The sequence below is a fragment of the Acidaminococcus sp. genome, assembly GCF_057597765.1.
The window spans coordinates 1-22,781 of the sequence record NZ_DBMBXK010000014.1 but is presented as its reverse complement, the minus strand read 5'-3'; the positions used below and the strand labels follow the sequence as shown (position 1 = coordinate 22,781).

The window sequence follows — 22,781 nt, the reverse complement described above, 5'->3', positions numbered from 1 at the left end:
TCCGATTAAATCTGCAGTTGTGCAGCAATACGACAGCTGTAGTTTTGCAATACATTAAGCAATGGGCCGCAGGCCCGAGCGTATATCCACCCACGCAAAAGAGTGAACAAGAAGTACGCGGGCTAACGCCTTAGCACTTGCCAAAAAGCAATGGGCGCCAGCCCGAGCGTATATCCGCCCTTTGCAAGGGCGGGGGACCAGCCGTTAGGCTGGTGGTGGGTTAGCAGCCCCCAGGCTGCGTCTCTCTTCAAAGCCATCTGCCTCCGGCAGATGGTCTCCTTTTTGCATAAGGGCCCCTGGCCCGGTATGCGCCGTATATATCCGCCCTTTTCAAGGGCGGGGGACCGGCCGATAGGCTGGTGGTGGGTTAGCAGCCCCCAGGCTGCGTTTCCCTTCAAAGCCATCTGCCTCCGGCAGATGGTCTCCTTCTGCACAAGGGCCCCAGCCCGCCGTGCCACATATCCGCCCTTTTCAAGGGCGGGGGACCGGCCGATAGGCTGGTGGTGGGTTAGCAGCCCCCAGGGCTGCGTTTCCCTTCAAAACCATCTGCCTCCGGCAGATGGTCTCCTTTTTGCCGCTGACCGTTGACAAAGGGGGCTGCTGCTCCCGCAGCAGCCCTCCTCCTCTTACCTCCCTGCCTGTTCCTTGAAATACTGGAACAGGATCTTGCACAGGGTTTTGGCTTCTTCTTCGCTCAGGGTCACTCCCCGGCCCATTTTTTCTCTTCCCGGGGCCCATTCCCGGATGTCGAATTTGGGTGTCCGGCCGTTGTAGGAAATCCGGTTCACCTCTTTGGTCCAGCCTTTGGGGCTGGTGGAAAGGGTTCCCAGTTCCTGGGTGATTTCGTAGCTGAAGTCGGAATTGTTTCTGTCCATGTTGGTGCCTCCTCGGTACAGGTAATTTCCCCTCAGGTCCCATTATACCGGAGTTTCCAGATTTGAGAACCCCCTGTGGGATGAATGGGCGTTTTTGGGTGGTGAATGGAAAACAGGGTGTTGCACGTTCTGTGCAACACCCTTATCACCCTGCAAACTGACTGTTGTACAGCTCCTTGTAAAACCCTCCCTGTTCCATCAGGCTCTGGTGGGTGCCCTGCTCTATGATTTTCCCGTCTTTCATCACCAGGATCCGGTCGGCGCTGCGGATGGTGCTGAGCCGGTGAGCCACGATGAAGCTGGTGCGGCCTTCCATGAGCTTGGCAAAGGCGTTCTGGATCTGGATCTCGGTCCGGGTGTCGATGCTGGAGGTGGCTTCGTCCAGGATCAGCATGGGCGGCAGGGCCAGCATCACCCGGGTGATGCACAGGAGCTGTTTCTGTCCCTGGCTCAGGCTGTCGTCGTCCACCACCGTATCCAGCCCCCGGGGCAGCCGGCGGATGAATTCCCAGCTGTGGGCTTCTTTGGCGGCCTGGATGATCTCTTCTTCGGTGGCTCCCGGCTTCCCGAAGGCGATATTCTCCCGGATGGTCCCCTGTTTCAGCCAGGTTTCCTGGAGCACCATGCCGTAAGTCCTCCGGAGAGAATGCCGGTCCACTTTCCCGGTATCCTGGCCGTCGATGGCGATGGTCCCCCGGTCCACATCGTAGAACCGCATAAGCAGGTTGATGAAGGTGCTCTTGCCGCAGCCGGTGGGCCCTACAATGGCGGTGGTCTGGCCCGGTTCCACCTGGAAGTTGAAGTCTTCGATCAGAGGGCGCTTTTTATTGTAGGAAAAATACACATGGGAAATGTCCACGCGCCCTTCCCGGAACACCAGTTTCCGGTCCGGATCGGCGCTCTGGGGAGTCTCTTCGATGAGAGCGAACACCCGGGCAGCGCAGGCCAGGGCATTCTGGAGCTCAGTGACCACGGAGCTGATGTCCGTAAAGGGCTTCATGTACTGGTTGGCGTAGTACAGCAGCACGGTGAGCCCCCCTACGGTAAGCCCTCCGCCCAGGATCTCCCAGCACCCCACCAGGGCCACCAGGGCATAGATGGCGTTGTTCACCGCCCGGGTGGACGGGTTGGTGAGGGAGCTGTAGAACAGGGCTCCCTGGGTGGCCTGCTGCAGCTCTTCGTTAAGGCTCCGGAACTGGTCTGAAGAACGTTCTTCATGGCAGAAGGCCTTCACCACTTTTTCGCTGCCGATGGTTTCGTTAATCAGGGCGGTCTGCTTCCCACGGATGGCGGTCTGGTTCTGGAACAGCCGATAGGACCGGCTGGCGATGAACCGGGCCACCAGGAAGCTCACCGGGGTCAGGACGATCACCATGAGAGAAATGTTCCGGTGGGTGGAAAACATGAAATACAAAGTGAGCACAATGGTCACCAGCCCGGAAAACAGCTGGGTGAACCCCAAAAGCAGCCCGTCGGAAATCTGGTCCACGTCGGCGATCACCCGCTGGACCAGGTCACCAGTGCTGTGGCCGTCCAAAAAGGACAGGGGCAGCTGCTGGATCTGACGGATGGCCCGGCTCCGGATATCCCGGACGGTGTTAAAGGCCAACTGGTTGTTGATGAGATTCATGGCCCAGGTGGCCAGGCTGGACAGGACTACCAAAAAGAGGATCTGGGAAGCATAGCGGCCCACCAGGGGGAAATCCACCTGTCCCGGTCCCAGGATCCCGTCAATGGCCCGGCCGAACAGGATGGGCACATAGAGCTGGAGAGCTACGGAAACACCGGCCAGCACCAGGCTCCCAATAAGGAGCATCCGGTAGGCGTCGATGATCTTCCAGACTTTTTTCAGGGTGACCCAGCTGGAATTGTTTCTATCCATGGACATCAGGCTTCCTCCTTTCCCTTGCGGATTTCTTCCGCCCGGCGGCCGGGATACTGGGAATCGAAGATTTCCTGGTACACCGGGCAGGTTTCCAGCAGCTGGAGATGGGTTCCCTGGCCCACCAGTTTCCCGTCATCCAGCACCAAAATCACATCTGCCTGGCGGACGCTGCTGGTCCGCTGGGACACGATGAATACGGTCATTTCCCCTTCCAGGGCCTTGATGGCCTGGCGGAGATGGAGGTCGGTGGCAAAATCCAGGGCACTGGCAGAATCGTCCAGGATCAGGATATCCGGTTTCTTCACCAGGGCCCGGGCAATGGTCAGCCGCTGTTTCTGGCCTCCGGACAGGTTCCGTCCCCCCTGTTCCACCAGGGCATCCAGCCGGCCTTCCTTCCCCAGCACCACATCTTTGGCCTGGGCAGTTTCCAGGGCCTGCCACAGTTCTTCGTCGGTGGCATCAGCCTTGCCCCAACGCAGGTTGTCCCGGATGGTGCCTTCAAAAAGCACTGCCTTCTGGGGTACCAGGGCGATTTTTTCCAGCAGATGGCCGGCCGGGTATTCCCGCACGTCCCGGCCTTCCACTTCCACCTGGCCCCGTGTCACATCATAAAAACGGGGAATCAGGTTCACCAGGGTGGTCTTGCCGCTGCCGGTGCCCCCGATGATTCCCACAGTACTGCCTTTGGGAATGGCAAAATCCAGATCTGTCACCGCTTCGGCGCCTCCGGCATAGCCAAAGGACACGTGATGGAAAGCCACGGCCGGTCCCCCGCTCACCGGTTGAAGGGGTCCGTAAGCAGCGGGACTGGTCATGGAACTTTCCACCTCCAGGATTCCCTGGATGCGGCTTGCACAGGCTGCCGATTTATTCAATGTAATCATCATACTGCCCAGTTTCACCAGTTCAATGATCATCTGGGCCATATAATTGTAAAGAGCCACCACATCCCCCTGGGCCATGGCCCCCAGTTCCACCCGGAGGGCACCCTGGCGGATCAGCACCACCGTGGCCAGGTTCACCAGCAAATAAGTGCCCGGTGTCATCAAAGCGGACCAGCGGCCCACATGAAGGTTCTTCCGGGTCAGGTCAGCATTCCGGCTGTCGAATTCCCGGATTTCCGCCTGTTCCCGGCAGAAGGCCCGGATCACCCGGACCCCGGTCAGGTTTTCCCTAGTGGTCTGGAGCAGTCTGTCCAGAGTTTCCTGGACCCGTTTGAACAAAGGGATGCTCCGGAGCATGATCCCCAGCACCACCACCAGCAGCAGGGGGATGGCCACGGCAAACACCAGGGCACTGGGCACATCGATGAAAAAGGCCATGACCATGGACCCGAACACAATGAAGGGACTCCGGAGCAGCAGCCGCAGAGCCATGTTCAGCCCGGTCTGGACCTGATTCACGTCACTGGTGAGCCGGGTGATCAGGGTATCGGTGCCCAAAGTGTCCAGTTCCCTGTAGGACAGTCCCTGGATATGGTCGAACAGAGCCTGCCGGAGCCGGGTAATGACCCCCACGCTGCCCCGGGCGGCGAAATACTGGGCGGTAAAGGAAAAGCCCATGCCCAGCACCATAAGCCCCATAAGCACCAGGAAGCAGCGGAACAGGAAGCCTTCGTCACCGGTGGAAAGTCCCTGGTCGATCATGGCAGCGATCACCAACGGCACCGCCAGATCCATCAGGGCTTCCAGCAGTTTGAACAAAGGGGCCAGGATGCAGTCCCAGCGGTACCCCTTAAAATAAGAAAGAAATTTTTTCATAATCAGCACCTCATTGCTTGAACTGTCTTTATCTTACCACCGGAAATACTATATAATAAATATTGAATCTATTGAGAACCATATATTTTCCATATAGGAGGATGCATTATGAACCTGGAACAGCTGAACTGTCTCATTGCAGTGGTGGAAGAAGGGTCCATTTCAGCAGGGGCCCGGCGGCTGAACCTGACCCAGCCCCCGGTGTCCCTCCAGCTCCAGCGGCTGGAAGCCCAGTGCGGGGTACGGCTGCTGGAACGGGGCGGACGGAAGATCCGTCTCACGGAAGCGGGGAAAAGCCTCTATGACACGGCCAAACGGATCCAGACCCTGACCCTTGCGGCCCAGGAGGACATGAAGAATTTCCAGCTGGGAAAAAAAGGCAGTCTCCATCTGGGGATGATCTCTTCTGGCGCCGGAGAACGGTTTTTCCGGGGGGTTCGGTATTTCGCCCAGAAGTACCCGGAGATTTCCATCCAGCTGTACGAAGGGAACACCTACCAGCTGCTGGACGCCCTGGAAAAGGAGACGGTGGATCTGGCCGTGATCCGGACCCCCTTTTCCAAAACCCGGGTGGAAGGAAAGGTGCTGTGCCGGGAGCATTTCTGCGCCCTGGGAAGCCGGGAACTGTTCCCCCAACACCTGCCGGAGGCCTTTACCCTGGAAGATCTAGAGGAGCTGCCCCTTCTGGGATACCGGCGGTGGGAGCGGATCATCCAGGAAATCTGCCGGGGCCGGGGCTTTTCCCTGTATTTCCGGTGCCTGGCAGACGATGCCCGGAGCTGCCTCCAGTGGGCCCAGGCGGGACTGGGGGTGGCCCTGGTGCCGGAAAGCGTGGTGAACCTGAGCCAGAACCTGAATGCGGTACCGGTCCGGGAAGAAAAGCTGGAAAGCCAGGTGGTGCTGGTCCGGAAAAAAGGCCGGCCTCTTCACGAAACCGCCCGGCTCTTCTGGGAAAATTACTGAGGAGGCGATACCATGGAACTGTCTGCACGGGAAAAATGCAAACTGGCAGGCCTGCTGGCTCGTCACCAACCCCCCGCCCCTGACGCGTAGGGGCGCGCCAAAGGCACGCCCTTCCCGGCCTCCCGAAGGGATCTTCCCTTTCCCCCTTCTCTTCTCTTGCTTTTTCACGCATTTTTGCTATACTTATGGTAGAAGGTATTACATGTATTACGAGGGAGGATTTCCTATGAGTACCATTTCTCTTCGGGTCAGCGATGAAGAAAACAAACTGATTCAAAATTATGTGGCCGCCAATAATCTGAATCTTTCTTCTTTTATCCGCAGCCTGGTGCTGGATAAAATCGAGGAGGATATGAAACTGGACGAGGACCGGATCCTGCGGGCCCGGGCACTGCTGAAGAAAGAAAAGACATATGATCATACAGAGGTCTGGAAAGAGCTGGGCATTTAATATGTACCAGGTACGGTTCTCTGAACACGCGGTAAAAGAACTGAAAAAACTGGACAAACAAACGGCCCGTGTCATCAAAAACTGGGTGGTTAAAAACCTGGTGGATACAACGGATCCCCGACAGCATGGAAAATCTCTTACGGGAAACTTGAAAGGGGTGTGGCGATACCGGGTAGGAGATTACCGGCTGTTTGCCGAAATCCAGGATGATGTGCTGATTGTATTTCTTTTTGAAATTGCTCACCGACGGGAAGTTTATCGGTAATCAAATGAATTAGAGCTGTTGCAGGTATATGCAGCAGCTCATTTTTTTCAATAGGTAACAGTAAAAACCGGCGGCCGGGACGGGCTTCCCTGCGGGCAGCCCCTACCACGTTGGAATCGAGGGATCTCCTTCAATCGGATTGGACGTAGTTAGCGTAGGGATGATTGCTATTACGCCCGTACAATCGGTGTTTTTTGCGGGCTCCCCGGCGTGGAGCCCCTACGGTACCGATTTACGCACCGAAATACAGACCGTGCACCGAACCCCCGACCCTGACGCGTAGGGGCGCGCCAGAGGCACGCCCTCCCCGGCCTCCCGGAGGGTTTCCTGTGCCAATTTTCGTTGTAAAAACAACATACCGGTTTCTTTTTCCATGCTATATTGTTTCCAGGAAGACGAAGAACGTAACATTATCCATGGTAACAGGAACAAATGGAAGGAGAATCGGTATGAAAAATCTGGAATGGAACGATAAAATCAGCAGCTTTAAAAAAGTCGACGTGCGGGGCATTGCCGGGAATTTCCTGGAAGGCCTGAAAAAACAGGCGGCCAAGCTCCCTGTGGGCCAGGGACTGGAAGTAATCCAGACCTTCGAACCCATCCCCCTCTACGAAGTGATGGAAATGCTGGGCTATGAACATGCCACTGAGAAAAAGGCCCCCAACGAATACCACGCCTATTTCTACCGGACCGAAAACAAAGGGAACACGGAAGAAGCCCCGGAACGGCCGGCGGTGATCACCAACTACCCCATGATTGACGAAAAACTGGGCGAACTGGCAGTGGAATTCTGGGATATGACCTGGAAAAGCGAAAAACGCTACCTGGATTACAATATCCGGCTGCTGCTCTCCCTGGCCAATGCAGTAGGTGCCGGGCGGATGCGCCAGGCCATGCGGGAACTGCTGAAGGCCTATGCCAACGGCCTGGATTCCCGGGCCCTGGATGATGTGTTCGAACAGCTGGCCTGGAACATGGGCATCGGCTTCTTCAGCTCCGAAATCGCCCCCTCCCCCCTGTTCCACGCCTACAAACTGATCAAACAGATGGAAAAGCAGGGCAAAGAAAGAGCCGAAATCAACCAGCTGCTGAAGGAACATTTTTCCGACAGAAAAGGCTCTCACACCCTTCCTTCACATCCCGGTACGTGCTGACAAAATCCCCCGTATACCAGGGGTCGGCGATTTCCCGGGGATGATCGGTGAAATCCAGCAGCAGGTGGATTTTGCCATCCGGGTCTCCCCCGGCGATCCGGCGGATCTCCCGAAGGTTCTCATCATCGAACCCAATGAGCAGATCATAGTACCCATAATCTCCCCGGGTCATCTGCCGGGCCTTCCGGGGCGCATAGGGAATATGGTGGAGATCCAATTGCTCCCTGGTCCCCCAGTGGGTGTCATTGCCAATTTCCTCCCGGCTGGTAGCCGCCGAAGCGATTTCATAAGCATCGGCACAATGATGACGCCGAACCAGCTCCTTCATGACAAATTCCGCCATGGGGGAACGGCAGATGTTGCCGTGGCAAATAAAAAGTACTTTCACCATAGACACTAGCTCCTCTCTATGCCATGTTATGCCAAACTATGCCGAATTAATGCCGATTCCCGGATTTTGCCAGTCCATTCAGGGAAGACAAGAAATGGCATAACCTGGCATAACTTTTCTCCTCTAAGTAGTAAAAGTAGTAGTATTTTGGGCAATTCCTACTACTAAGCGTTTTCTGGGATTGATTATAGCAGAAAAGGGAGTGCTGCACAAAATATGCGGCATTCCCTTTTGTCAGCAGTCAACTGTCAGCGGTCAGCGGCCGATGGACGGAACCCGGCAGCGGGTTCCTTTGAAGGAGAAAAACGGAGTTCCACCCAATTGAACCTTCTCCCCGTCACCCCGACGAAGACGGCGTAGGGGTTCGCCGAAGGCAAACCCATCCCTGGCCGCTCTCACAAATTCAATGACCAAGATTCGGAATCAAAAATGCCAGTTGCCCCTGCAGTTCTTCATTTTTCAGTGTTTCTTTGACCCACCAGCCACCGGCATTCACAAGGCCATATTTTTTCATAAATCGTTCTATTCGATTTAGACGCCAGCTAACGGATTCTTCCGGCAGAAGCAGCCTTTCCTCTGCCGCAATCTGCATAAGCCGTGCTTCCAGTTCGTCCATAAGATTTCCCCATTGATCGGTTATTTGAATCGCTTCTGCATATTCCGGTGTTCCCTGGGGAAAATCATATTCGTTATCTTCTATCCAGAAAAATTCATTACAAACGGCCGCATAGAGGTTCGCCAGCGTTTCCGTATCTGTTGTCTTCTCTGCTAATTCCTGCATTTCCTCAATGGAGCGCCCTTCAAGCGGTTCAGAAGCCATTATATAAATTCGATCCATATTTTGAAGTTCAGAATTGATTTTCGCCAGGACTTCTTCATCCTTAGATGATTTTTTATCTATTTCGTCAGAACTTGTCATGATTCTGCACCTACCGCATCTTTAAAAACAGCACAACCATCTAGAATTCCACATTTTCTATTTCAGAAGCAATTTCAGTAAGACTCTTTCCATCAAAGAACGGCTTGTTCATAACGTCATCTATGCTGGTCATTGTTTCCGCTTTGTCGCCATACCATACATCGAACTCATGATGAGAAAGGGGATCCACCCCGCAGGGAATTCCCTTATAATCAAAAACGACGTGCTGGATTAAAGAATTGATCCGGTATTTTAGAAAATCAACCGTTACAAGAAAGTAATCTGATTCCTTGGTTAGAAATGGTCTTGTATATCTTGTAGGCTCGACTTCCAGCCTGTCACCCTTTTTACGCAGAAGCAAAACAATTGGCGGTACAACTGAATCATCCATCACATTTTTACCGTAATCCTTGGTTGGCACATTATAAGGAGAAGCAGGTGCCTGGTACCCTCGCATTTCATAATCTTCACTTATCCTACATTTTTTCAGCTTTTCTACTGAAAGATTATGTTCTGCAAAATATTTTTGGATCACCTGATTCACCTGGGGCTTCAAATCCTCCCACATTGTGTCAACGCACAGTCCATGTTTATGACTTCGGTTTATGCTCATGTTTCAGACCCCCATCAACCGTTTTTTTCTTTCTCTATGCCCATTATACCAAACGACCTATCCCAAAAACACCACAGAAAAGACCCGCAATCACAAGACTGCGGGTCTTCTCTTTTTTCCGGCAAAGGCCAACTGCCTTCCCAGTTTCTACGCCTTATTCGGAAACCGGATCACCTTCGGCTGGATCTCGCCCACCTTTTCCAGTTCTTCCCTTACGCTTTCCATCTCCTTCTGCTGCCGGGCCTGGATCACTTCCACTTCCTTCTGGGCATCGTTGAACTTGATGTGGGTGTACACATTCAGGGTGATGCCGATGTCGCTGTGACCCATCAGGTACTGGAGAGTCTTGGCGCTCACCCCGGACAGAGCCATGTTGGTGCAGTAGGTGTGGCGGCACACGTGAGGGGTGATCTTCGGCAGCTGGTACTTGTAGGTGCTGTTGTATTTCTTCAGGATATGCTGAAAATACTTCTGCCAGTGCTGGGCCACCATGGGAAAGCCCCTGTTATCATAAAAAAGAAACTGCCCCACTCCGTCGATGATGGGTTCCACCTTTGGCGGCCTCCGCTGCCGGAGGACGGTCACAAAGCACCGGTACACTTCGTCCGTCATGGGCAACAGCCGGGCCCCGGCCTTGGTTTTGGTGGACAGGATGTAATATTTACTGTTGGATTTCTGGAGCTGCTTGTCCACGTTGATGGTCCGCTTTTCCAGGTCAATGTCGTTCACCGTCAGCCCGCAGAATTCTGAGATCCGCAGCCCGGTATGGAACAGGATGTAGATTCCTTCGTAGTACCTCTTGAAGTATTCGTCCTTCCGGATGAATTCCAGGAAAATCCGCATGTCCCGTTTGGAAAGAGCCTCCCGCCGTACGCTGTCGTTGATCAGCACATCCTTCATTTCGAAGTTGAAAGGATTCCTCCAGAGGATCTCATCATCCACGGCCATTTGAAAGGCCGGACGTACCACGCCCCGGATACTGTGGATGGTACTGTACCCTTTCCCTTCCGACTGCATTTTGATCAGCCACAATTTGGCATCGGACATTTTCACCTTCCCAATGGCCTTCTGGGAAAACGGGTCCTTCTTCAAAGCATTGACTATGAACTTGTAGTTGCTCAGGGTATTGGGTTTGACGCCTTTTTTCAGCATCAGGTACCTCTGGACCAGCTCCAGGACGGTCATGGAATCCGAATGGGCATTGGGGCAGATCACCAGTTTCACTTCCAGGCTGTCTTCCATTTCCCGGAGGGATAGGCAGGGTTTCCGTCCCGGCGGCAAGGGATCCGTAGGCTCCAGCTTCCAGCTGTACAGGAATTTCGGCCGCCCGTTCACCATATATTTGAACTGATACTTTCCATCGATCCGCACGGACTCTCCCGCCCGTAAGATCCTTCTTTTCTTATCCCGGCGCACACGGCCCCGCATATGGATTTTTTTCATTGTTTTTCCCCCTTCTCCTTGTTTGGCATCCTAATTCATCACTCCAAATGTCAAATAAGTCAACTTAAATACAGGATGTCTGGCGGAGAAACTTTTCAAACTCCTCCCGGATGATCAGCACTCTTCGTCCATTCCAGACCAAAAACTTCGCCCCAGGGTGTTCCGCCGCAATCCGCCGCAGCCGCTTTTCCCCAATGTGGAAATACTGCCTGGCCTCCTTCACGGTCAGGACATACCGCTGGTTAAAGGGAATCTCTTTACTTTCCATAGTTTTCAAACCTCCTGTTCTGTCTGTTTCTACTGGTAACAGGACAGGAAAGGGGGAATAAGTACTTTTTGCACGAAAAAAGAGCCATGGCAGGAATTCCCACCATGGCTCTATTCATTTCCGCACCAAAGCCACCAGCAAAACCGTACCTATTCCATAAGCCAAATTCCGCTGTGCCTTCAGCCGTTTCTGTGTTCTATTGGTTTCTTTCTCGTATGCGGCTAAGGATTCGTTGGCAATCCGCAAGGATTCTTCCTGCCTGATCGAGGTCCTCTCCAGATCTTTCAATTGACTCCCGAGCCGATTGGACTGTTCCCTGGCTTTCTGTAATTCGGTCTGTGCTGCGGTCAATTGCGTCTCCAATTCCTTCATGCGTTTCTTCTGCTGACTGGATTCCTTCTGTAATCTGTTGTTGATGGTCTGCAGCTCGCTGATATTCTGCTCCAACTGGGTCAGTTCCTCTTCTGTTATGGTATACGTAGAGGCCCAGGACACCTGCGGAAAGGAGAATAACAAACAAAGCACCAAGAAGAACCAGACGTTTCTTCTCAATCATCCCCACCCTCTTTCTTCAGATGACCAAGGTGAACAGGAGCACCCCGGTCAAGATGCCCAAAAGATAGCCTAAGAGAAATTCATCGCTGATCCGCCACATGTCCATGGTCTCTCATCCTTTCCGGGCCACATAATCCGTCACCCCGCGGGCAATGGCACGGGCAAATCCGTCCTTCCGGTTCATCAGGAGCTGCACATCCTCTTCGTTGGTGATGAACGCCGTTTCCACAAGAACCGCCGGCATATCCGTTTCCCGAAGCACCGCCAGCCCCGGCCGTTCCTTCACACCCCGGTCCACGGTGCTCAGGCTCTGGACAATCTGGTTCTGGATGCATTCTGCCAGGGCGCAGGCTCCTTCGCTGTCCCTGCTGTACACCAGAGTTTCCGTCCCCTGGGCTTCTTCCGCGGCCGCATTGCAGTGGATGGAAAGAAAGAGATCTGCCTTCCACCCATTTGCGCTGGCACAAATATTGGTATAGTTGGGAGATTCCCCGCAAAGATTGTCGGACTGGACCAGCATACAGTCATAGCCCACCCGGTTCAGGTACTGCTGGACTCCGGCTCCGATTTCTTTTACGATATCCGCTTCGGTGACTCCATAAGTTTCATTGACGGCCCCACTGTCCACACCGGGCATATGCCCAGGATTAATAAAAATCTTCATTTCTTATCCTTCTCCTTTTCAAAATGATCCGGGACTCCGTTTCCATCAAGATCCACGAAACAGCCTGCAATGAAGGTGACAAAGCCTACCATGGCAGGCCCCACTAGTTCCCGTATCATTGCCAATAGGTCCGGCAGCTGGATTTTTCCCATCACGGCCAGATACATCCAGAATCCGTAATAGGAAACTACAAACAAAAAGACCGTCACAAGATACCCTATGACGATCCATTTAATGGGCTGCTGGAACTGGTTCAGGCGCTTCTTTACAGTCCCAAGGCTCTTCTTGAGCCACCCTCTTACTTTTTCGAACATGGCGGATTCCCCAGATCCCGATTGTGGTCATGAATTCTGTCTACTTCTCCCTTCAGATCTTTGTACCGGTGCCAGAGATTGGTAATGTTCGTCTCCACACTTGCCTGGGCCACTCGCATTTCGTTGATCAGACCGGTCAGGTCCTCCAGGGCCTTGGTATTATTGTCGATACTCTTGTGGAGCGCCCGATTCTCAATCTTTTGAGGACGCAGGATGAGCCAGCACCCGAATACGGCCAGGGCACTGATCACTGCGTTCACAAAGGTGTAGCTGATGAAATCCATGGTATTCTCCTCCTTTCTGGTGACTAGCAGCCGGGTGTTAGATGAAGTGCCCGTCCTTTGTACCGTCCACATTGAGGCCCACAGTACACATCTTCCGAAGGACTCCAAACGAAGGAAAACCAGTTTTCCCCCTCGGTCAGCTCCTGGCTCTGTCCGGCATGGCTCACATAAACCGGTTCCTTCCAAAAGGTTGAGCGGTCAAACACCAGGGATCCCTCAATCCGGCCATAATGGATTTGGACCTTCCCCGTATGCGCAGACCAACTGAAAGCCCGGTCCAGCTTATGGAGATCGGCCATGGCCACATGGGGAAACCGGGAAAAGTCATGAGTCCGACTCTTTAATTCAGGTTGCCCATTGGGCAGAAACACTTTGATGAAGGTATCCTTCCCGGACTTGTCGATCTGCACATAGCCGTTGATGCGAAGGGTCTGGAGCAGCTCCTGGGGACCCAGATCCATCACCTGGAGGATTTCCCGGAAGTTAAACAGCGGATAGACGGTCCCAGTGATGGGATTTTTCAGAATCACCGTGGAGGACCCGCTCCGCAATGCAGCAAGATCAATAACCACTCGTTTGTTATTACAGAAAAAGCGCAATCCATTTTCTTCCAGATCCAGAGAAATGGTATCTTCCGTATGGATGGCCTCAGGGAAAATGAATATGTTATTCATGACCGATCCTCTTCCTTTTGGAACCAGGTATAGAGGGCCTTGTAGAATCGGCACTCCATTTCATGTTCCTGGCTGACAATACAGGCCCCGCCGCACATACCGTAGACGGAACACTGGCGACAGCCAGGACTGACGGAATCAATGAGAGCCTGCTGTTCCTTCAGCCAATCCTTTCTCAGTTTCTCTTTCCGGATATACAAGCAAGGATAAGCCTGCCCTCGGGCATCCACCTTCTGGATGTGCCGGTTGCTGCAGTAAGTCTCCCCAAAAGTGTAATGGACTTCCCGTCGCCGCTCCAGGGTTTGGTAGAGGCCATCATACCGTTTGTCCCGGATACCGAATCTCCGGAGCCGGGATAGGTAAAGTCCCACGTATTTCTTGTACTGCTCCAGGAGAGAATCATAGTCTTCCTGGGTCAGGGCATAGGGCCGATTGGCTTCACTGGTCACATGCATGAGATGGGGAAAGAAGGAAAGAGGCCGTCCGATGACCCTCTCTTTCTCCCGAAAGCGCTCCATGATGGCTCCCATATCCGTATTCCCGTGGTACAGGGTAGTGGAAACCGCCAGATCCGGATACTCCAAAAGAGCAGTAAAGGGATCATAGCCCCGCAGGTCCTTTTCTGCTCCATCGTAGCTGATGCAAATCTGGAAATGGTGTTCCCGGAAGTAGTCCAGGTGCTTTTCGATGCCAATGCCGTTGGTGCTGACTGAAAACTTGGCCGTTGGTACAGCCTCCACCACCTTTCGGATCTCTTTCATGTAAAGCAAAGGTTCCCCTCCCATGAACTTGATGGATCCAGGAGGATTCTCTTTTAGTTCCGCCAGGAATTCTTCCGAAATGCCCCCTTCCCCGTCCGAGGCCTCCCTGTGGCAATAGGCACAGTGGAGATTACACTGGCTGCCCAAGTAAAGGGTAAGTTGAACCTTGGTCGACAAATCCAACCTATTTTTCTGCATAGTCATCCTACTTTCCAACAAACACCAGGTAGTCGTTCCACACTTCGTACCACTTCCGGCCCAACTTGATTTTCACCGGGCCTTCGTACCCAAAGGGATACAAACGAAAAGTGCCTGTTCCCTTCACCAATCTTACCCGCCTGTTATTCACAAGGCCGGCAGACGCTTCCACAAAGACTTCTTCATCGTCAATATCCCTGGTCAACTTCTCCTTTGTAGAGAAATTCCCCTTGTACTTTTGGATGGTAAAATCGATATAATCCTTATCACCTTCCGGGATGAAGGGTTCTTCCGGATCTCCATCAATCAGGTATCCTTTCCTGTTGGCCATCAGCTCCCGTCCACCAGCAGAAAGGCTGTAGCTGTCCCACAGTTTCATCCGGGGATGATCCCCCAGAACCAGGTCGCTGGTGTGAAAGGGCAGTAATTCATATTCCTGGTCCGTTTCTATGGTTAGATTCTCTTTCTGCCCGTTAAACATCCGCACCACGATGTATCGCTGGCCTTCCGCCATAATGCCCGTATCGATATCAAGGATGGTAGTATTTCCATAAAGCTGGGTCAGGACGGCAAAATCCAGTTTAATGGATACCCCCAGTCGGTTCAGGTCAAGGAACCGGTAGTCCGAAGCCATAGGGCGGCGGAACAGTTTCACTGTTCCGTTTCCTTCTGTAAGGACGTAGGAACTGTAGGGATGCATGGTTTCGATCACATCGGCTCCCTTTCGGCTCTCGCTATTGCTGCTGCATTCCGCCTTGCAGAAATCGCCCCGAAGAATCAGGTGGATCCGGTAATCCGCATTGGATTCTTCGTTGTAATAGATTTTCAGCATACCCCTTCCTCCTTGTCTGCCACATCGTACCCGTTGACCAGGACGTCCTTCCCGTTCTCAATGGTCAGGCGATATCCGGTGACTTCTTCTTTTTTTATCTTCATCACATCATCCTGCATCTTTCTTCCTTCAAAGAGCATCTGGATCCGTCCACCCATGGCCTTACGTACACCTTTAAGGGCGATGGCGCTCCGCAACCCAATAAGGGTAAAAAGGATGCTGTTCCCAGCCAGGACCAGGTCGGTATTCCTTTCAAAGTGAAGTGTCTGATGGAGCTGGACCTGTTCCACCTTCAGCAGTTTCCTGGCCCGATGACCCCGATCTATCACCAGCATTCCGGGCTGCAGATTCTCTACCGGCATTGGCCCTTCCGCCGTACTTACGTTTCCTTTGGCAATAATCATGATTCGTTCCTCCTTTAGCTGTCATCCGAGCAATCGCAATTGCAGTCGCAATTGCAGTTTTTGGTCATGTAATACTGACACTTCTGACACCCTTGGCACGTTTGGCATCCTTGACAGGTCTGGCATTTTTGGCATCCCTGGCATGTCTGGCAAGACTGGCACCCCTGACAAGTCTGGCAGCAGTTGGCCTGGCAACAGTTTCCCGAAAAGGCCTCCTCTAGTTTGTTCACCGCTGTTTCCAGGGCTGCCACGTTGATTTTCTTCACCTTGTCATAGTTCATCGAGGAAAGGTCGATGGAAATCTTCGTCTTTGTGGCAAGGGTTTCCAGTCCCGACTGGATGTCCGTCAGGTCCTTCTTCCATACAATCTCGTTCTGACTTGCCATTATGGCCCTCCTCCCGAATCATCCGAACAGTTACAGTTGCCACCAGAGCAGTTGCAGTCACATTGCCCTCTCGTCTGGCAGGTGCAGTTTCTCGAGCTGCACTGGCTGATGCTCTGACAGGTCTGGCAGGAACTGGACTGGCATTTTGTGCTCTGGCACCCTTGGCAGGTCTGACACCCCTGGCAAGTCTGGCAATACACGCAGTTCCCACAGTTGTCCACGTTGACCGCATAGGTAGTGAGCTGTTCCAGGGCCGTCTGCAGTTCCGTCACATGGATGGCCTTTACTTTGAGCTCACTGGTATCCCCAAGGGCAGACGTATCTGTAAAAGAAGTTTTATTGATGGTTCCGTTCTTTCCCATGGTTCTTCTCCAATAGCTTCTGCCCGTACTGCTGGATGGCCATAAGGACCGGAGTAAAGACGGCCCGTTTGAACTTGCAGTAAGATTCCTTCCGGGCCTTGTCCCCCACCAGCTTGCAGCCTCCCTGGCAAAAGGCGAGGGCCGTGCAGGATAAGCACTCTTTTCTGTGTTCACGAGTATGATCTCCCGCAAGGATCCGCTGCAAATAGGTGAAATATCCATCCTGGATGGTGCCTGCCTTCCGGGATGTGTTGTGGCAGGGATAAAGGTTCCCCTGGAGGTCCAGATTCAGCACCGTGAGCCCATTTCCGCAGGCAGCGGTATACCGGTTCCACTTTCCCTTTCCTGTCAGGTAGAATTCCTTCAAAGCATGAAACAGCTGCCGGATATAGGCTTCTTCTGTATATCTTTCTGGAGGAACCCGTTTTCCGAAGCCATCCAGAAACCGGAGTGTCATTTCCTTCATTTCCCGCTCTACCCGATTGTAATCAATAGCTAGCAGTTTCTTCTTAGGAAGGCCGGTATCCATGATTTCGTCCAGGTTCACCGCTATCTGATACCCATGGATGGCGCTGTACTCTTCTGAAATCTGCTGGAAGGCCTGGAGGACTTCCTGGGGATAGGCCCTAGCAGAAAGGACGGCAGAAAGGCAGAGATGCTCCAGGGCCAGGATCCGTTCTCGGGTTTCCGGCACAGAAAACACATCATACCCTCTTGTTTCCCTCACATGAGGGCCATCCCAGGACACACAGGCAGAAAATTGATGGGCATTAAAAAAACGGACCATTTCGTCCGTCAGAGCCCGCCCGTTGGTGATGATCCCAAAGGTCATGTTCAATTTGCGTTTCTTAACAGCTGCCACCACTTCCTGGATGGTGCCAAAATACAACAGAGGCTCCCCGCCGTAGAACTGAAAGTGGAGGGGCCGGGTGTTCTCTTGAGAAATCTCTTCCAGGAAGTCATAGATTTCCGGGTTGACCTCCCGGGTAAGGGGCTTATGCACCAGAGGATGCTGCAAACAGTAGGCACAATTCATGTTGCAGGAATTCCCCAGCATGAGGAATACGGTGTTAACGGTTCGTCTCAGATACTTCATCTTCCACTCCTTACTATGATTTTAACCAGCCGCACGTTTTCTGCGGTATCGTCTTTCACAATCTGTCCCACCGCCTGGGTAAGACTTTCGCCCGGAAGGGCCATTCGGCCGACTCCCGGCATCTCCGAAGGAATGACCCATCCACCCTTTTTGGCTTTCCCGTACATCCGGACAGGGACACGGCCGGCCAGGGCTACCGGAATATAGGTGGGGAGATTGACCTTTAGAATATCATCCCCTGGAGAAAGTGTCCGACCGCCGATGATGGAGGCAAAATCTTCCGTATGGACCCCCACCACACAGGAGCTGCTGGCGGTAGCTTTGATGTATTGTTCCTTGCTGGATGTTTCGTCCAAAGCTATAATGTCTCCCCGCTGGGTATCGTCCCCCCGGGGAAAGAATTCGGCGTAGTCGTTATACACCGCGTTATAGACTTTCGCAGCCGTGAGCGTACCGGTCAAAGTCACATTCCCGTTTGCATCCGCAGCCACAAAGCGGCTGTCGTTGGTCAGCTGGCTGGTTTTATCCGGGATGGTGGGCCTGTCTAACAGATCCTTGTAACTTCCACTTTTTGCCACGGCAGCAAGAGTTTCCGTCTCCCCGGTCAGTTCCGCCTTGGTGGCATAGGTCTCTGCAATGTTGTTTCCCTTCCCATCTGCCAGAGCCGCCTGGGCCGTTGCATTCGCATCCAGCTTTTTCCCCATGGCCGTCATAATGGTGGTGGCAAAGTCAGGATCGTTCCCCAGTGCATCCGCCAATTCTTTCAGGGTATCCAGGGAGGCGTCGGAGCCATTCACCAGCTCTGCGATTTTCTGCTTCACATAGGCCACATTGGCGATCTGGGTGCTTTGGGCACTTTCTGCAGGGGTCGGGGCTACTGGAGTTCCCGTAAGGACCGGGCTGTCCACGTCCGCCTTCACCTTCAGGTCGATCTGCATCTGGGCCAGTTTTTTTGCCGCGCTCTCCGCATTCTGCCGTGCTATGGTAGCCTGGGTGGTGGCTTCTTCCTGAGAAGCCTTGGCCGCTGCTGCACTGCTGGCAGAGGCTTTGGCACTGGTGTCTGCAGCCTTGGCGCTGGCAGATGCTTCGGCGGCACTTTTGGAAGATGCTTCTGCCCAGGTCTTGGCGGACTTGGCCCCCGTTACTCCATCCGGTTCCCCGTCAGTTTCGGCCCAGGCCCGAGCTGTTTCCGCCCAAGTCTTACTGGACCGGGCCCCGGACACCCCATCCGGATTGGTGGAACTTTCCGCCCACTGCCGGGCTGTATCTGCCCATACTTTAGAGGAACGGGTTCCTTCTCCGGCGGGAGGGCTGTCGCTTTCTGCCCAGGCTTCCGCCATGTTCTGGCTGTTCAGGGCATTTTCCGCATATTCTCCGGCTTTGTTTTTGTATTCCCGAGCCTGATCCGCGGCATAACTATCCGCCACATCCCCCAGTTCCACTTCCGTGTTGTTCTGGACGGTGAGCGTCACTTCCACATTGGCAGCATCAGACATTGTGGGCCACCCCCTTAATGATGAAAGATTTGGTAAAGAAACAGGTGAGGATCCGTTCTGTCTCGCTGTTCATAATGGCCAAGTCATAAATGTATGCCCCAGGTTCCAAAGAATCCAACGCTCCCTTGGGCACCACCACATCCACGAAGTTGTTGTTGGGGTTGTAGAAGGTATCCGTATACACCACCTCGGAAGAATTGGTAGTTTTCTTAATAGCAAAGACCACCTTATCCGCATTGGTCAGCTTATAGTTGGTAAAACGAAACCGGATAGAAAAGGTATCGTATTGGGATACCTGGATGTTCTTATTTTCGTCAATGACCAGCATCTTAGCCTCCTCCTGAATCGTCGCTGCAGTCGCAGTTACAGTTGCAGTTGCACTGAGAATTCTCTTTCCAGTATTCTTCCGTATGAGACCGGTTCACCAGTTCCTGGAGGATACGCCGGAGGGTGTAGGTTCCTGCCGGAATGCCCCGGTGTTTCCGGATATGGTAAGCAGACTTGATGGACTGCAGTCCCGGTGCCGATGTAGGTCCAGTCTCTACGTCCCAGGAATTCAAGCCCATCACCCGGGCGTCCTTGTCTGCCTGAGTGCTGGACGTTACGGAAATCTCCACCTGGTCAATGAGCCGATCATCGGTCAGAGTTCCCATCCCGTTATAGGTAACACGGACAGTCTTTCCCGCATCAGCTGCAGAAAATTTCAATGTCCCGGTATTCCACCCCTCAATGCCGTGCTCCGTAGTCAGGTAGTCCGGCCAATACTGCCCCTGGGCTGGCTCTTCCGCTACTTCCGTCAGGAGATTCCCGTTCTGGAACTTCACCTGCAGCGTGGTGGGAGACGTCTTCTGGGGCACTTCCGCCAGGCGGATGGTATAGGGACTATTGGTAGGAATTACATGGGCTTCGTCAAAAATCTTTTTGATGTCGAAGGTATTTTCAAAGGGATTGAATCGATAATCATGGATGGCCATCAGCTTCCTCCTTTCCATTGCTTCAGGGCCGAAGACTGGGACTGCTCGATATCCTTGGACCGGCGTTCGATGTCGGACAGGTACCGGTCCACGGAAAACTGAGGCTCCCCCAGTTCCATCTCTGTCTTGATGCCGTTTTCCCCAGATAAGGTATACTTGATTTTCTTGATGGGATACGTATCGGCGTTCCCGTCCAGCCTCCGGATTTCTGCAAGTCCCTCTGTGGACATATGCCGCACATTGAAGGTTCCGTCCGGGTAGGGATACTCCAGCCGGACACCGCTGATTTTTGCAGATTTCACCGGGGCCTTGTACTGGCTGATCTGGTTCTCGCCCCAACGCTTGGCATCGGCGGCATCATAGGCTTCCGGCAGGTTCCAGACGGCCTGGTGGACCCCGTAGCTGTTTTGGCTGTCCTTATCCTCAACGATACACAGCCACTGCTCTCCCTGTTCATCCACGCTGCCACCTTTGATCCGGGCCCAGTTCACCAGTTTGGACACATCCCAGGAGGGTGTATAGGACGTGATGTGTTTTCCTACCGTAAGACGGGCCTGTTCGTTCACTGCTGTCTCTCTGCGTCGAAAGTACAGGCAGCGGTATTCATCCACCCCGTACACGTAGTCCACCGTAAAGTCCGCCAGAGTATTCAGGGCTTCTTTCACCGTCACCCCGTCAAAGACCAGTTTGGTGGGACGGTATCCCACGCTCTGGATCTTGCTGTCGTTGTAGACCACCTGGAGAGTCTGCCGTTCCACCTGGCGGGCAATGTCCCGGACGATGTCCCCTACATCGGTGTTCTCATAGGTCTTCCAGAGCATCACGTTCTCCAGCCGGTTGTAGAAACCATAGCCTTTGTACACGAACTTGGTATCCGTAGTCCCTTCAATAGGCCGGCTGATGATGTACCCGCTGTACCAGGGCTTCCGGTCTCCGTACAGGTGGATGTCGATGCGCTGCATATAGTCCAGCTGGGCATTGGAAGGCTGCTTATAGAATGTCAGCTGGCACTGGCCACAACCGGTGCTGGTGATTTCAAAGGTCACTTCGTTCAGGGCATTGGCCTCGCTGCCCCCGCCAAAAATGGCCGTCCGGGTCCCGTCCTTTTTGTAGGCATAGACCACAAATTGGCCAGGATAGTACTCATGGACCTTGCCCCGGTCGCTGTTTCCTTCACCGGCACCAGTAGGACCGGCAAAGATCCACCGGCCGAACAGGCCCCGTCCAAAGATGAAATTTGTCATACAAACCACCTGTTGGTATAGGTAATTTCCACCGTCCCGGCTCCTCCGGTGTACAGGAAAAGATTGGCTCCCGGTTTGGCGTGGAGGAAGGTGCCCGTAAAAGCATTGATGCTGTTGTCCTTGTCCCGCCACACGGTTCCTTCTCTGCCGTTGACGATGGAGGTCTTGGGAGCCACCAGCAAAGCATCCGTTAAGGTGAACTTTTCTTTGGCCTCCTGATGCCAGACCGTAAGATTCGTCATCCGGTCCAGGGGAATAAAGCGAAAAGTGAGCGGTGTATCCACGCTCCCCAGGTTGTGGAGGACCATTTCCGCCTGAACCGTAGCCTGGGGAAAGGTGAACACCACCCTGGATTCCTGAGCTTCATAGCGGAACGGATCTGCCAGGAGAAGGGAAACAGTGATGTTGCTCCTTCTCTGCTTGAACCCGTTCTCAAACTTGTGCTTGATTTTCGACAGGCAGGCCACATGGTAGACCCGGTCTGGCCGGCCTGCCATCAGGGAATAGTCAGTCTGGCCAAAGAAGGTATATGCCTCATTCAGTACCTCGTCATGGTCTTCTTCCGTAGCCCCTTCCATGGAAAACTCCACCTGGAGGGTCCGTCCGTCAATCTTCCCATCCCCCACAGCATCACTGCCATGGGCAAAGGCCCGGGACTGGAGCTTGCTCCGGAAGGTATAGCTGCCGCTGTCCGTAAGGCTCCAATGGACTGGCAGCTTGTATTCCACACCATCTTTGGTGATGGTAAAATTCTGTTCATTTTCTTTTCTTTCCGGAAACATGCTCTTCACCCCCTGGTTCCCGCTGCCGTTTTTTATCAGTTATTGGAATCCTGATCGAAGGGAATAAAGTCCCCATGATCAATCTCGTACAGGATTACCACGTCACCATCCTGTTTGGTAACAGCCACATCATTTTCCACGTAGGACTCAATCAGGTGGCCATTGACCATCCGGCTCTGGTAGCAAGTAGGGTTCCGGTCCGTGATTCCGGTGCCAGGGTCCCCCACGATTTCCCGGATGTCGGCGGCTAAGGCCGTCCCCGTAATGACGGCCACCAGGGCCAGAGTCATTGCCATAGCTTTCATGTTCTTCATAGTGCATCTCTCCTTTTGGATATAAAAATAGGGCAGCCGGTTTTCCGTTGCCCTTGTAAAAAACTATGAAATTCAGGTATAAGAAAAGCCCGCTGCCGGAGCAGGGGGCTTTCAATTTTGTTTGGCTATGTCACAACAAACAGTTGATAAATAGCCATTTTTATAGGGGAGTATCAGAACTCCCCTACAAACTGTTATTTGCAGTTATCTATACTCATTTGGAATTTCGATATGAAGTGTCTCACACAATAACTTCACATCATGTGCATCATTTTCATCAAACTCGTATCCCAGATGGAACATTACTTGACTATATGGTTCAATACAGGAAACCTCTATTTCCTCAATTCTTCCTTTACCCGAAAAAGTTTCTACCGGAAAACAATCCCCATCATAAAGAATTTCACCTTCGTCCGTATATTCAAAACAATGCAAATCAATAATTCTGTTTTTC

The 22,781-nt window shown here is 53.1% G+C and carries 28 protein-coding genes; 4 read left to right on the top strand and 24 right to left on the bottom strand.

The window, feature by feature from the left end; genetic code table 11:
* Positions 1 to 626 precede the first annotated feature (626 nt).
* From ACZOF8_RS09195 to ACZOF8_RS09185, 3 genes are all read right to left on the bottom strand, one after another.
* The gene (locus tag ACZOF8_RS09195) at positions 627 to 875 is read right to left on the bottom strand and encodes a YdbC family protein (RefSeq protein WP_308664539.1); all 249 of its coding nucleotides are present in this window, start codon (positions 873 to 875) and stop codon (positions 627 to 629) included.
* Between the two features lie 145 nt (positions 876 to 1,020).
* Positions 1,021 to 2,763 carry an ABC transporter ATP-binding protein gene (locus tag ACZOF8_RS09190; protein WP_487426825.1) on the bottom strand — a complete coding sequence of 581 codons (1,743 nt, stop codon included), beginning with the start codon at positions 2,761 to 2,763 and terminating at the stop codon, positions 1,021 to 1,023.
* The gene (locus tag ACZOF8_RS09185) at positions 2,763 to 4,520 is read right to left on the bottom strand and encodes an ABC transporter ATP-binding protein (RefSeq protein WP_308664537.1); all 1,758 of its coding nucleotides are present in this window, start codon (positions 4,518 to 4,520) and stop codon (positions 2,763 to 2,765) included. Before ACZOF8_RS09185 ends, ACZOF8_RS09190 begins: the two co-directional genes overlap by 1 nt.
* A gap of 108 nt (positions 4,521 to 4,628) precedes the next feature.
* Between ACZOF8_RS09185 and ACZOF8_RS09180 the strand changes: the two genes are divergently transcribed.
* From ACZOF8_RS09180 to ACZOF8_RS09165, 4 genes are all read left to right on the top strand, one after another.
* On the top strand, positions 4,629 to 5,483 hold the full coding sequence (locus ACZOF8_RS09180) for a LysR family transcriptional regulator (RefSeq protein WP_308664536.1): 855 nt from the start codon (positions 4,629 to 4,631) through the stop codon (positions 5,481 to 5,483).
* Positions 5,484 to 5,709: 226 nt separating this feature from the next.
* A complete protein-coding gene (gene relB, locus ACZOF8_RS09175; RefSeq protein ID WP_022488288.1) occupies positions 5,710 to 5,934 on the top strand; it encodes a type II toxin-antitoxin system RelB family antitoxin in 225 nt (74 codons plus the stop codon).
* Between the two features lies 1 nt (position 5,935).
* The gene (locus ACZOF8_RS09170; protein ID WP_022488289.1) at positions 5,936 to 6,199 is read left to right on the top strand and encodes a type II toxin-antitoxin system RelE family toxin; all 264 of its coding nucleotides are present in this window, start codon (positions 5,936 to 5,938) and stop codon (positions 6,197 to 6,199) included.
* A gap of 449 nt (positions 6,200 to 6,648) precedes the next feature.
* Entirely contained in the window at positions 6,649 to 7,353 is a 705-nt protein-coding gene (locus ACZOF8_RS09165; protein ID WP_154488279.1) for a DUF2249 domain-containing protein, read from the top strand.
* Here the strand turns inward: ACZOF8_RS09165 and ACZOF8_RS09160 are convergent.
* From ACZOF8_RS09160 to ACZOF8_RS09060, 21 genes are all read right to left on the bottom strand, one after another.
* The gene (locus ACZOF8_RS09160) at positions 7,277 to 7,744 is read right to left on the bottom strand and encodes a low molecular weight protein-tyrosine-phosphatase (RefSeq protein ID WP_487426823.1); all 468 of its coding nucleotides are present in this window, start codon (positions 7,742 to 7,744) and stop codon (positions 7,277 to 7,279) included. The genes ACZOF8_RS09165 and ACZOF8_RS09160 overlap by 77 nt on opposite strands.
* Before the next feature lie 403 nt (positions 7,745 to 8,147).
* Positions 8,148 to 8,663: a hypothetical protein gene (locus ACZOF8_RS09155; protein ID WP_329777601.1), complete on the bottom strand. Its 516-nt coding sequence runs from the start codon at positions 8,661 to 8,663 to the stop codon at positions 8,148 to 8,150.
* Positions 8,664 to 8,703: 40 nt separating this feature from the next.
* Positions 8,704 to 9,207: a hypothetical protein gene (locus tag ACZOF8_RS09150; protein WP_329777600.1), complete on the bottom strand. Its 504-nt coding sequence runs from the start codon at positions 9,205 to 9,207 to the stop codon at positions 8,704 to 8,706.
* Between the two features lie 216 nt (positions 9,208 to 9,423).
* Positions 9,424 to 10,719, bottom strand: coding sequence for a site-specific integrase (locus ACZOF8_RS09145; protein ID WP_487426822.1), 1,296 nt, complete (start codon positions 10,717 to 10,719; stop codon positions 9,424 to 9,426).
* A 64-nt stretch (positions 10,720 to 10,783) separates the two neighbouring features.
* Positions 10,784 to 10,987: an excisionase gene (locus ACZOF8_RS09140; RefSeq protein ID WP_487426821.1), complete on the bottom strand. Its 204-nt coding sequence runs from the start codon at positions 10,985 to 10,987 to the stop codon at positions 10,784 to 10,786.
* Positions 10,988 to 11,101: 114 nt separating this feature from the next.
* Positions 11,102 to 11,539: a peptidase M24 gene (locus ACZOF8_RS09135; RefSeq protein ID WP_487426820.1), complete on the bottom strand. Its 438-nt coding sequence runs from the start codon at positions 11,537 to 11,539 to the stop codon at positions 11,102 to 11,104.
* Between the two features lie 115 nt (positions 11,540 to 11,654).
* A complete protein-coding gene (locus tag ACZOF8_RS09130) occupies positions 11,655 to 12,206 on the bottom strand; it encodes an N-acetylmuramoyl-L-alanine amidase family protein (protein ID WP_487426819.1) in 552 nt (183 codons plus the stop codon).
* The gene (locus ACZOF8_RS09125; protein ID WP_279002595.1) at positions 12,203 to 12,520 is read right to left on the bottom strand and encodes a hypothetical protein; all 318 of its coding nucleotides are present in this window, start codon (positions 12,518 to 12,520) and stop codon (positions 12,203 to 12,205) included. The genes ACZOF8_RS09130 and ACZOF8_RS09125 overlap by 4 nt, the downstream gene beginning before the upstream one ends.
* Complete coding sequence (locus tag ACZOF8_RS09120; protein ID WP_279002597.1) at positions 12,505 to 12,804, bottom strand: hypothetical protein; 300 nt, start codon at positions 12,802 to 12,804, stop codon at positions 12,505 to 12,507. The genes ACZOF8_RS09125 and ACZOF8_RS09120 overlap by 16 nt, the downstream gene beginning before the upstream one ends.
* Before the next feature lie 23 nt (positions 12,805 to 12,827).
* Positions 12,828 to 13,478: a hypothetical protein gene (locus ACZOF8_RS09115; RefSeq protein ID WP_487426818.1), complete on the bottom strand. Its 651-nt coding sequence runs from the start codon at positions 13,476 to 13,478 to the stop codon at positions 12,828 to 12,830.
* A complete protein-coding gene (locus ACZOF8_RS09110) occupies positions 13,475 to 14,437 on the bottom strand; it encodes a radical SAM protein (protein ID WP_487426816.1) in 963 nt (320 codons plus the stop codon). The genes ACZOF8_RS09115 and ACZOF8_RS09110 overlap by 4 nt, the downstream gene beginning before the upstream one ends.
* A gap of 7 nt (positions 14,438 to 14,444) precedes the next feature.
* Entirely contained in the window at positions 14,445 to 15,269 is an 825-nt protein-coding gene (locus ACZOF8_RS09105; protein ID WP_487426815.1) for a hypothetical protein, read from the bottom strand.
* Positions 15,263 to 15,673: a hypothetical protein gene (locus ACZOF8_RS09100; protein WP_487426814.1), complete on the bottom strand. Its 411-nt coding sequence runs from the start codon at positions 15,671 to 15,673 to the stop codon at positions 15,263 to 15,265. The genes ACZOF8_RS09105 and ACZOF8_RS09100 overlap by 7 nt, the downstream gene beginning before the upstream one ends.
* Positions 15,674 to 16,395: 722 nt before the next feature.
* Positions 16,396 to 17,517 carry a radical SAM protein gene (locus ACZOF8_RS09095; protein ID WP_487426813.1) on the bottom strand — a complete coding sequence of 374 codons (1,122 nt, stop codon included), beginning with the start codon at positions 17,515 to 17,517 and terminating at the stop codon, positions 16,396 to 16,398.
* Positions 17,514 to 19,013 carry a hypothetical protein gene (locus tag ACZOF8_RS09090; RefSeq protein WP_487426812.1) on the bottom strand — a complete coding sequence of 500 codons (1,500 nt, stop codon included), beginning with the start codon at positions 19,011 to 19,013 and terminating at the stop codon, positions 17,514 to 17,516. Before ACZOF8_RS09090 ends, ACZOF8_RS09095 begins: the two co-directional genes overlap by 4 nt.
* On the bottom strand, positions 19,006 to 19,341 hold the full coding sequence (locus tag ACZOF8_RS09085; protein WP_487426811.1) for a hypothetical protein: 336 nt from the start codon (positions 19,339 to 19,341) through the stop codon (positions 19,006 to 19,008). Before ACZOF8_RS09085 ends, ACZOF8_RS09090 begins: the two co-directional genes overlap by 8 nt.
* A 1-nt stretch (position 19,342) precedes the next feature.
* Positions 19,343 to 19,987, bottom strand: a complete 645-nt coding sequence (locus ACZOF8_RS09080) for a hypothetical protein (protein ID WP_329777587.1) — start codon at positions 19,985 to 19,987, stop codon at positions 19,343 to 19,345.
* A complete protein-coding gene (locus tag ACZOF8_RS09075; protein WP_487426809.1) occupies positions 19,987 to 21,231 on the bottom strand; it encodes an XkdQ/YqbQ family protein in 1,245 nt (414 codons plus the stop codon). Before ACZOF8_RS09075 ends, ACZOF8_RS09080 begins: the two co-directional genes overlap by 1 nt.
* On the bottom strand, positions 21,228 to 22,013 hold the full coding sequence (locus ACZOF8_RS09070) for a phage distal tail protein (protein ID WP_487426808.1): 786 nt from the start codon (positions 22,011 to 22,013) through the stop codon (positions 21,228 to 21,230). The genes ACZOF8_RS09075 and ACZOF8_RS09070 overlap by 4 nt, the downstream gene beginning before the upstream one ends.
* Before the next feature lie 35 nt (positions 22,014 to 22,048).
* Entirely contained in the window at positions 22,049 to 22,327 is a 279-nt protein-coding gene (locus ACZOF8_RS09065; protein WP_487426807.1) for a hypothetical protein, read from the bottom strand.
* Positions 22,328 to 22,531: 204 nt separating this feature from the next.
* The coding region (locus ACZOF8_RS09060; RefSeq protein ID WP_487426806.1) for a nucleotidyltransferase domain-containing protein at positions 22,532 to 22,781 on the bottom strand (250 nt) is incomplete at its 5' end.

What these genes read in the sequence shown, in the direction of transcription:
- ACZOF8_RS09110 (WP_487426816.1), bottom strand. Translation starts at nt 14,437, where the DNA reads ATGCAGAAAAATAGGTTGGATTTGTCGACCAAGGTTCAACTTACCCTT.
- relB (WP_022488288.1), top strand. Translation starts at nt 5,710, where the DNA reads ATGAGTACCATTTCTCTTCGGGTCAGCGATGAAGAAAACAAACTGATT.
- ACZOF8_RS09165 (WP_154488279.1), top strand. Translation starts at nt 6,649, where the DNA reads ATGAAAAATCTGGAATGGAACGATAAAATCAGCAGCTTTAAAAAAGTC.
- ACZOF8_RS09170 (WP_022488289.1), top strand. Translation starts at nt 5,936, where the DNA reads ATGTACCAGGTACGGTTCTCTGAACACGCGGTAAAAGAACTGAAAAAA.
- ACZOF8_RS09145 (WP_487426822.1), bottom strand. Translation starts at nt 10,719, where the DNA reads ATGAAAAAAATCCATATGCGGGGCCGTGTGCGCCGGGATAAGAAAAGA.
- ACZOF8_RS09190 (WP_487426825.1), bottom strand. Translation starts at nt 2,763, where the DNA reads ATGTCCATGGATAGAAACAATTCCAGCTGGGTCACCCTGAAAAAAGTC.
- ACZOF8_RS09160 (WP_487426823.1), bottom strand. Translation starts at nt 7,744, where the DNA reads ATGGTGAAAGTACTTTTTATTTGCCACGGCAACATCTGCCGTTCCCCC.
- ACZOF8_RS09075 (WP_487426809.1), bottom strand. Translation starts at nt 21,231, where the DNA reads ATGACAAATTTCATCTTTGGACGGGGCCTGTTCGGCCGGTGGATCTTT.
- ACZOF8_RS09155 (WP_329777601.1), bottom strand. Translation starts at nt 8,663, where the DNA reads ATGACAAGTTCTGACGAAATAGATAAAAAATCATCTAAGGATGAAGAA.
- ACZOF8_RS09130 (WP_487426819.1), bottom strand. Translation starts at nt 12,206, where the DNA reads ATGAAGATTTTTATTAATCCTGGGCATATGCCCGGTGTGGACAGTGGG.
- ACZOF8_RS09105 (WP_487426815.1), bottom strand. Translation starts at nt 15,269, where the DNA reads ATGCTGAAAATCTATTACAACGAAGAATCCAATGCGGATTACCGGATC.
- ACZOF8_RS09100 (WP_487426814.1), bottom strand. Translation starts at nt 15,673, where the DNA reads ATGATTATTGCCAAAGGAAACGTAAGTACGGCGGAAGGGCCAATGCCG.
- ACZOF8_RS09120 (WP_279002597.1), bottom strand. Translation starts at nt 12,804, where the DNA reads ATGGATTTCATCAGCTACACCTTTGTGAACGCAGTGATCAGTGCCCTG.
- ACZOF8_RS09195 (WP_308664539.1), bottom strand. Translation starts at nt 875, where the DNA reads ATGGACAGAAACAATTCCGACTTCAGCTACGAAATCACCCAGGAACTG.
- ACZOF8_RS09140 (WP_487426821.1), bottom strand. Translation starts at nt 10,987, where the DNA reads ATGGAAAGTAAAGAGATTCCCTTTAACCAGCGGTATGTCCTGACCGTG.
- ACZOF8_RS09185 (WP_308664537.1), bottom strand. Translation starts at nt 4,520, where the DNA reads ATGAAAAAATTTCTTTCTTATTTTAAGGGGTACCGCTGGGACTGCATC.
- ACZOF8_RS09065 (WP_487426807.1), bottom strand. Translation starts at nt 22,327, where the DNA reads ATGAAGAACATGAAAGCTATGGCAATGACTCTGGCCCTGGTGGCCGTC.
- ACZOF8_RS09115 (WP_487426818.1), bottom strand. Translation starts at nt 13,478, where the DNA reads ATGAATAACATATTCATTTTCCCTGAGGCCATCCATACGGAAGATACC.
- ACZOF8_RS09070 (WP_487426808.1), bottom strand. Translation starts at nt 22,013, where the DNA reads ATGTTTCCGGAAAGAAAAGAAAATGAACAGAATTTTACCATCACCAAA.
- ACZOF8_RS09090 (WP_487426812.1), bottom strand. Translation starts at nt 19,013, where the DNA reads ATGTCTGATGCTGCCAATGTGGAAGTGACGCTCACCGTCCAGAACAAC.
- ACZOF8_RS09125 (WP_279002595.1), bottom strand. Translation starts at nt 12,520, where the DNA reads ATGTTCGAAAAAGTAAGAGGGTGGCTCAAGAAGAGCCTTGGGACTGTA.
- ACZOF8_RS09095 (WP_487426813.1), bottom strand. Translation starts at nt 17,517, where the DNA reads ATGAAGTATCTGAGACGAACCGTTAACACCGTATTCCTCATGCTGGGG.
- ACZOF8_RS09180 (WP_308664536.1), top strand. Translation starts at nt 4,629, where the DNA reads ATGAACCTGGAACAGCTGAACTGTCTCATTGCAGTGGTGGAAGAAGGG.
- ACZOF8_RS09080 (WP_329777587.1), bottom strand. Translation starts at nt 19,987, where the DNA reads ATGGCCATCCATGATTATCGATTCAATCCCTTTGAAAATACCTTCGAC.
- ACZOF8_RS09085 (WP_487426811.1), bottom strand. Translation starts at nt 19,341, where the DNA reads ATGCTGGTCATTGACGAAAATAAGAACATCCAGGTATCCCAATACGAT.